We start from the raw sequence: 7,964 nt of genomic DNA on the forward strand, positions 1-7,964 counted from the left end.
TCTAGGCGAAATCGCTTAAAATGAGGACTCAATTGTGCAGCGTGAATATGTCCAAAGATCCCAAAGACCGCCCCTACCTGACCCCCACCGAAGTGGCCAACTGGATGATGGTGTCGCCCGTCACCGTGCGCGGCTGGGCGCAACGCAATCTGTTGCAGGCCGAGGTGACGCCGGGCGGCCACCGCCGGTTTCGCCGCGAAGAAGTCGAACGCTTTGCACGCCAGTGGAATCCGGCTGGCAACAAGGGGCCGCTGCGCGTGCTGATCGTCGACGACGACATGGGCGTGGTGGGTTTCCTGCGCGAACTGATCGGCGGTGGTGACTACGACGTCGTGGTCGAGACGGCGCACAACGGTTTCGACGCCGGCTGCCTGGCGCAGAGTTTCATCCCAGACGTGATGTTGCTGGACCTGATGATGCCGGGCCTGAGCGGCACCGAGGTGTGCCGCCAGATCAAGCAAAGCGCGGGGCTGGACAGTGTGCGCGTGATCGCCATGAGCGGTTATTTGACGGCCGAGAACGAAAGCGAGCTGTTGGCGGCCGGGGCCGAGCGCTGCATCGCCAAACCCATAGACGGCATGGCCTTGCTCAAGGCGATGGGCCTGGAGGTCTGACCGCCCAGCACGGCACGGCGCCCGCCGTGCTGTTGGCAGGCCAGACGCAACAATGAATGGCGCGATAGGAGAACATGGTTAAGCACATCAGGCCGGCGCCGGCGCGGCACGATGGCCTCGCCGTGGCGCTGGCGCTGCTGGTGGCGCTGCTGGTGCTGCTGCCCTGGGGCCAGGTTGACATTCCCTTCCGTCACTACCTGCCCCTGCATACGCTGCTTGAGTTCGCCTCCATCGTCGTCGCCTTCCTGGTCTTCGCCACTCTCTGGTACACCCCGTCCAACGCCGTCTCCGCTTCCTGGCTGTTGATCGCCGTCGCGCTGTTTTCGGCCGGCTGGCTGGACTTGGCCCATGCGCTGTCGTTCCGCGGCATGCCGGACCTGATCACGCCGTCGACGGCGAAAAAATCCACGGCATTCTGGCTGGCGGCCCGCCTCATCGTGGCGCTGACGCTGCTCGGCGTGAGTTTTTATCCGCATCTGCGGCGTCCCAGTCGGCTTGGCCGCTACGGCTTGCTGGCCGGCGCCGCCGCGCTCAACCTGCTGTTGCTGTGGGGCGTGTTCTGGCACGAAGCCGAGCTACCCGGCGGAGACGGCGCGATGGACTATTTCAGCCTGAAAAACATCCTAGAAGGCCTGGCGGCGGCGCTGCTGCTGCCCAGTGCCTGGCGCTACCGGCGACTGGCGCGCGGCGCCGGCGCCGACGCCGACAGCCTGCGGCCGTTGTACCTCGCCGCGTTCGCCGGGGCGCTCAGCGGGCTGCTGCTGATCAATCATGAAATCATGGCCGACCTGCGCAATCTGTTCGGCCACCTGTACAAGCTGCTCAGCTACGGCTTGCTGTTCCAGGCCATGTTCGTCGCCAGCGTGCGCAAGCCCTACCACCAGTTGTCGCTGCAGGCCCATGCCCTGGCCGAGACCAACGCCCAATTGCGCACGCGCTCGCTGGCCTTGTCCTCGACGGCGATGCCGGTCTTCGTGACCGACCTGGCCGGCTGGGTACAATGGCGTAACCGCGCCGCCTACGCACTGCTGCGCCAGGCCGTCCCCGGGCGCGCCGCGCGCCAGCAGTTCATGTTGGCCCTGCTGGACAGCGATCCGGCCGCGCTGGCCGGCATGCGCGCCGCGCTCGCCAACGGCCTGCTCTGGCGCGGCCAGGTGCGGCTGGGCCGGGACGGCGGGCCGCGCCTGATCCTTGACTGCACGGCGACGCCACTGCGCAACGACGGGGGCGCGGTGTACGGCTCGGTCATCACCGCCGAGGACGTCACCGAGCGCATCGCGGCGCGGCAGCGCTACAAGCGCGTGCTCGACACTGCCTTGGACGGCTTCTGGATCATCGGCGCGGACGGCCGGCTGCTGGAGGTCAACCAGGGTTACGCCAAGATGTCGGGTTACACGGTGGCGCAGCTGCTGCAGATGAACGTGGACCAGCTCGAGGCGGCCGCCTTCACCCGCGACATCCCGCTGCGCATGACGCATCTCGCCAGCCAGGGGCAGTTGCGCTTGCAGAGCCGCCACCGCCACGCCGACGGCCACGAGTTCGTCGTCGAGATGTCGGCCACCCACGACCCCGCGACGGGCCACATCTTCGTGTTCCTGCACGACCGTAGCGAGTACGAGGCGGCCGCCGCCGCCCGCTACGACCTGGAGCGGCAACTGCTGCAGTCGCAGAAGATGCAGTCGCTCGGCCAGCTGACCGGCGGCATCGCGCATGATTTCAACAACGCGCTGACGGCCATCCTCGGCTACGCCAACCTGGCCCTGCGCCGCTGCCTGCCGGCCCAGCCCGGCAAGCTCGGCCCCTATCTGCGCGAAATCGTCGGCGCCAGCGAACGGGCCAGCGAGTTGGTGGTCAAGATGCTGACCTTCGCGCGCATGCAGCCGGGCGAGCCAGCCGGACCGCTGGCGCCGGCCGGGGTGATCGCCGAGGTGCTGGCCATGCTGCGTCCGTCCATCCCGTCCGGCATCGCCCTGCACAGCCGCGTCGACGATCCGGCCTGCGTGCTGATGGCGGCCGGCGAGCTGCATCAGGTGCTGGTCAACCTGATCATCAATGCGCGCGACGCGATCGGCGAGCACGGCAGCATCGAGGTGCGGGTGCGCCGCCGCCTGCTCGACGGCCAGTTGTGCGCCGTCAGCCGGCGCCGGCTGGTGGGCGACTACCTGGCCATCGAGGTGCGCGACGACGGCTGCGGCATCGCCGCCGAGCATGTCGTGCGCCTGTTCGACCCCTTCTTCACCACCAAGGAGGTGGGCAAGGGTACCGGCCTGGGCCTGGCCATGCTGCAAAGCATACTGCGGCGCGCCGGCGGCCACGTGCTGGTCGAGACGGCACCCGGCCGGGGCAGCTGCTTCCAGCTGTTGTTTCCGGTCGCGGCGGCCACCGCCGGCGAGGCCGCCGTGGCCGGACCGGCCGCCATGTTCGACGGCGTGGCCGGGGCCGGCCAGCAGATCTGGGTGGTCGACGACACGCCGGCCGTGGCCCGCTACATTGCCGAACTGCTGGGCGACTGGGGCTACCGGGTGCGCCGTTTTGACGATCCACTGCAGTTGCTGGCCGCCTTCCGTGCCACGCCGATGGCAGCCGACCTGGTGCTGACCGACCAGACGATGCCGGGCATCGGCGGCCTGGCGCTGGCCGCCGCACTGCACCGCCTGCGTCCCGGCCTGCCGATCTTCCTGTGCACCGGCCAGCGCGCTGGCCTGGACGAGGCGGCGCTGTCGCGCTGCGGGATCCAGCGCTGCTTCGACAAGCCCATCTCAGGCGGCGCGCTGCTGCGGGCGGTCGCGCTGGCGCTGGTTTGAACGGCGCCGGCGCGCTGTCGCATCGGTGAGATATTAGCGATTAAACCGATTAAACCGATCAAAACGATTGACTTGTTTGAAACTCCGCTATATATTTCCATCGGGAATCAAGTTGTTCCGTGCCTCATTTCGTGATGCCCGCGCGACCTGTATTGCCCGCGCCGCCAGTCCAGGCTGCCGGCGTCGCCTTCCCTCCCGCTGCGCCCGCGCGCCGACTACCGGTCGGCGCCGGCAAACCTGCGGGCCCCCACCGCAATCGGAGAGTTTGAATGAATATGAATGTGGGTACCCGGCTGAGCGCCGCCTTCTTTCTGGTGATTGTTCTGCTGCTGGGCATCACCCTGCAGGGGATCGCCGGCATGAGTTCCGTCAACGACAGCAGCGAATTGATCGTCAATGACCGCTACCGCAAGGTGACGATCGCCAACGCCGTCCTCGACGGCATCAACAGCACGGCGGTGGAGATGCGCAACCTGCTGATCCTCGAGGACAAGGCGCAGGCCGCCCAGGCGCAGGAACGGATGGCGCTTGCGCGCAGGCAGGTCACGGGCCAGCTGGCCACGCTGGAACGGGAACTGTCGACCGAGCAGGGCCGCCAGAGCCTCAAGCGCATCCTCGACGCGCGGGCCCGCTACGCCGCCGGGCAACAGCGCTTCCTCGCGCTGCTGGCGGCGGACGACAAGGCGCAGGCAGGCGCCTTGCTGCTGTCGAGCGTGATGCGCGACCAGAAAGCCTATTTCGACGAGGTGCGCGGCCTGGTCAACCTGGTCGGCCAGCTGATGGAGAAGGCCGGCGAGCACTCGGTGCTGACCTACCACACCAGCCGCAACTGGATGCTCGGCCTGGCGGCGCTGGCCACGCTGCTGGCCTGCGGCCTGGGCATCTGGATCACGCGCGGCATCACCGGCCCGCTGCGCGGCGCCATGGCCGTCGCCCAGGCCATCGCCGGCGGCGACCTGCGCAGCCACATCAGCGTCAGCGGCGACGACGAGACGGCGCGCCTGCTCAAGGCGCTGCAGGAAATGAACGACAGCCTGCAACGCATCGTCGGCCAGGTGCGCAGCGGCACCGACACCATCAACGCCGCCGCCAGCGAGATCGCCGATGGCAACCTGGACCTGTCGGCGCGCACCGAGCAGCAGGCCAGTTCGCTGGAGGAGACGGCCGCCGCGATGGAGCAGCTGACCAGCACGGTGCAGCAAAACGCCGACAGCGCGCGCCAGGCCAGCGCGCTGGCTGCCGGCGCCAGCGCGGTGGCCAGCAAGGGCGGCGCCGAGGTGGCCCGGGTGGTCGATACGATGGCCTCGATCAACGCCTCGTCGCAAAAGATCGTCGACATCATCAGCGTCATCGAGGCGATCGCCTTCCAGACCAACATCCTGGCGCTGAACGCCGCCGTCGAGGCGGCGCGCGCCGGCGAACAGGGCCGCGGCTTCGCCGTGGTGGCGGCGGAGGTGCGCGGCCTGGCCCAGCGCAGCACGGCGGCGGCCAAGGAGATCGAGTTGCTGATCCGCGACTCGGTCGAGCAGGTCGAATGCGGCAACCGCCTGGTCAGCGACGCCGGCCGCACCATGGCCGAGGTGGTGGCCAGCGTGCACCGGGTCAGCGACATCATGGGCGAGATCAGCGCCGCCGGCGTCGAACAAAGCGCCGGCATCGCCCAGGTCAACGAGGCGATCGCCCAGATGGACGCGGTGACCCAGCAGAACGCCGCGCTGGTGGAGGAGGCGGCGGCCGCCGCCGCCAGCCTGCAGCAGCAGGCGCGCGGCCTGTCCGCGACGGTTGGCGTGTTCCGCATCGAGGACGGTGCGCCGGCGCCCCTTGCCGCAGCCCCGGTTCCGGCGCGGCGCCGCAGCGCCGGGGCCGCGCCGGCCGCCGCCAAGGCCCGTTTGCGCCGGCCCGCCGCCGTCGACGAGTGGGAAGCATTCTAAGTCCGGCCTGAACGGATCGCCCGCCGCGCCGGCGCCGGCGCGGCCAACTGGAACAATGGGAACGAGCATGGTCGCTAGGGGCGCCATCAATCAATCGGGGACGCCGGCGGCGCCGGCCGCGGACTGGCTCGGCTGCGCCGCGAGCATACTCGACCAACTGTGTGTGGGCGTGATCGTGACCGACGGTGCGCTGCGGGTGCTGGCCATCAACGGGCGCGGCCGTGCCATCTGCGGCCTGGCCGGCGCGCTGGAGCCGGCTGGCCAGGCGCTGGCCACCCTGCTGCCCAGCGCACCGCTGTGTGCGCGCGCGCAGGTCTTGCTAGCCGGCGGTGCCGCGCCGTCTGCCATGGTCGTGGCCGTCGGCGGGCGCTGCCTGAACGCCAGCTTCGCCGTGGTCGACATCGGCGCCATCGGCGCGCGCCTGCTGCTCAGCCTGGACGACGGCATCCGTGGCGAGGAGCAGTGCCAGGAGTCGTGTTCGCCAACGGCGCACTACCGCAACCAGGCCGCGCTGCTCGACAAGGCCACCGACGCCATCATCGTGCGCGACATGGACGACCGCGTGGTGTTCTGGAACATGGGCGCGCAGCGCCTGTACGGTTGGCGCGCCGCCGAGGTGCTGGGCGCGCCGCGCGCCGCCGCGATGTACGCCGATCCGGCCGAGCTGCAGGAGATCAAGCGGCAAGTGCTGGCGCAGGGCAACTGGCGCGGCGAGCTGGTGCAACTGCACCGCGACGGCGGCCGCTTCACCGTCGAAAGCCAGCGCACGCTGGTGCGCGACGGCGCCGGCCGGGCCCAGTCCGTGTTCATCATCAACACCGACATCAGCCAGCGCAAGGAGCAGGAGGCGCGGATCCGCACGATGGCTCTGTACGACAGCATGACTGGGCTGCCCAACCGGCGCATGTTCATGCAGCACATCCGCCAGGCCCTGGCCGACGGCGCGCGCGACGACGATACCCTGGCCCTGCTGTTCCTGGACCTGAACCGCTTCAAGGAAATCAACGACACGCTGGGCCACGACGTCGGCGACCAGGTGCTGATCGGCGTGGCGCAGCGCTTCCAGGCGGCGCTGCCGGGCGAGCAGTTGCTGGCCCGGCTGGCCGGCGACGAGTTCGTCGTCATCGCCGGCTCGGCCAACGCGGCCACAGCGGCCCGCCTGGCCGCCCGCCTGCTCGACGCCTTGCGCCTGCCGGTGGCGGCGAAAGGCCACAGCTTCCCGCTCAGCGTGAGCATCGGCACCGCCCTGTTCCCCGAGGACGGGCGCAGCGTGGAGGAACTGCTCAAGCACGCCGACCTGGCGATGTACCGCGCCAAGGCCCAGGGCGGCGGCCACCAGGCTTACCGGCCCGACATGAGCGCCGGCCTGGACCAGCGCATTGAAATGGCCAGGCGGCTCGGCCTGGCCATCGAGGCCGGCACGCTGGAACTGTACTACCAGCCCAAGGTACGGCTCAACAGCGGCGCCGTCGACGGCGCCGAGGCGCTGCTGCGGTGGCACGACGCGGAGTGGGGCGCGGTCAGCCCGGCCACCTTCATCCCCATCGCCGAGGCGCGCGGCATGATAGTGGCGCTGGGCAATTGGGTGTTGCGCGCCGCCTGCCGCCAGATGGCCGCCTGGCGTGCCGCTGGCCTGGTGTTTCCGGGCCGCTTGGCGGTCAACCTGGCGGCCCGGCAGCTGGCCGGCGCCGACGCGGCCGGGCAGATCCTGTCCATCGTCGAGCAAGCCGGCCTGAGTCCCGACTGCTTCGAGCTGGAACTGACCGAAAGTGGCCTGATGGACAACGTCGAGCACGCCATCGGCGTGATGGCGACCCTGAAGGCGGCCGGCTTCACCGTGTCGATCGACGATTTCGGCACCGGCTACTCATCGCTGTCCTACCTGAAGCGGCTGCCGGCCGACACGCTCAAGATCGACATCTCCTTCGTGCGCGACATGCTCAGCGACCGCCAGGACTACACCATCGTCACCACCATCATCGGCATGGCCCGCAACCTGCAACTGCGCACCGTGGCCGAGGGCGTGGAGCACGCGGCCCAGGCCGAGGCGCTACTGGCGCTGGGTTGCGACGATGCGCAGGGCTACTATTTTTGCCGGCCGCTGCCGGCCGCAGCGTTCGCCGAGCAGTGGTTGGGGCGCCCCGGCGCCTGAGCAGTGCCACGCCGGCCGACGTCGCGCCGCGTATCGTCTCGAGCACGCCGGCCTCGATCAGTCGTCGCTCCTATGAGGTTTATTGTCAAGAATGGATACTTCTGTTCCAAGCAGCCCGCTTCGCTGGGCTTCACTAAATTGGTCAGCGAACCTCGCCAGCGAAACATTGCCGATGCGCGAATGGCGCCACAGGCGCACTGACGTAACAATTCCCCTAGCGCGACATTGATGTCCGCATTCCGAACTGGGCGACCAGGTTCCGATAATCGTCGGCGCAATCAATATTGGCGGCCCCGGTCCGAATTCAATATCAGTCCAGTTGTGTGTCGGTTACTGTGCACCGCACTGAGGTACCCTGACTTTTTCGGACACTCTAGTTTGGTAAACTTCACCGACTGGAGAACTTATGACACGCTCAACAACATACACACCGGAGCTTCGGGAAGAAGCGGTAAAACTGGTC

Annotated in this window: 4 protein-coding genes; all 4 read left to right on the forward strand. The window is 68.7% G+C overall.

The window, feature by feature from the left end:
- The first annotated feature begins 47 nt into the window (after nucleotides 1–47).
- The 4 genes from ACQ4WL_RS26705 to ACQ4WL_RS26720 all read left to right on the forward strand — a co-directional run bounded on the left by ACQ4WL_RS26705 (nucleotide 48) and on the right by ACQ4WL_RS26720 (nucleotide 7,501).
- Complete coding sequence (locus ACQ4WL_RS26705; RefSeq protein ID WP_436512635.1) at nucleotides 48–614, forward strand: response regulator; 567 nt, start codon at nucleotides 48–50, stop codon at nucleotides 612–614.
- 74 nt (nucleotides 615–688) lie between these two features.
- On the forward strand, nucleotides 689–3,418 hold the full coding sequence (locus tag ACQ4WL_RS26710; protein ID WP_436512636.1) for a hybrid sensor histidine kinase/response regulator: 2,730 nt from the start codon (nucleotides 689–691) through the stop codon (nucleotides 3,416–3,418).
- 269 nt (nucleotides 3,419–3,687) lie between these two features.
- Entirely contained in the window at nucleotides 3,688–5,349 is a 1,662-nt protein-coding gene (locus tag ACQ4WL_RS26715) for a methyl-accepting chemotaxis protein (protein WP_436512639.1), read from the forward strand.
- Nucleotides 5,350–5,416: 67 nt separating this feature from the next.
- Nucleotides 5,417–7,501: a putative bifunctional diguanylate cyclase/phosphodiesterase gene (locus ACQ4WL_RS26720; protein WP_436512641.1), complete on the forward strand. Its 2,085-nt coding sequence runs from the start codon at nucleotides 5,417–5,419 to the stop codon at nucleotides 7,499–7,501.
- Nucleotides 7,502–7,964 lie beyond the last annotated feature (463 nt).

It is taken from the genome of Janthinobacterium kochi, from assembly GCF_051380715.1.
Taxonomy (GTDB): Bacteria; Pseudomonadota; Gammaproteobacteria; order Burkholderiales; family Burkholderiaceae_D; genus Janthinobacterium.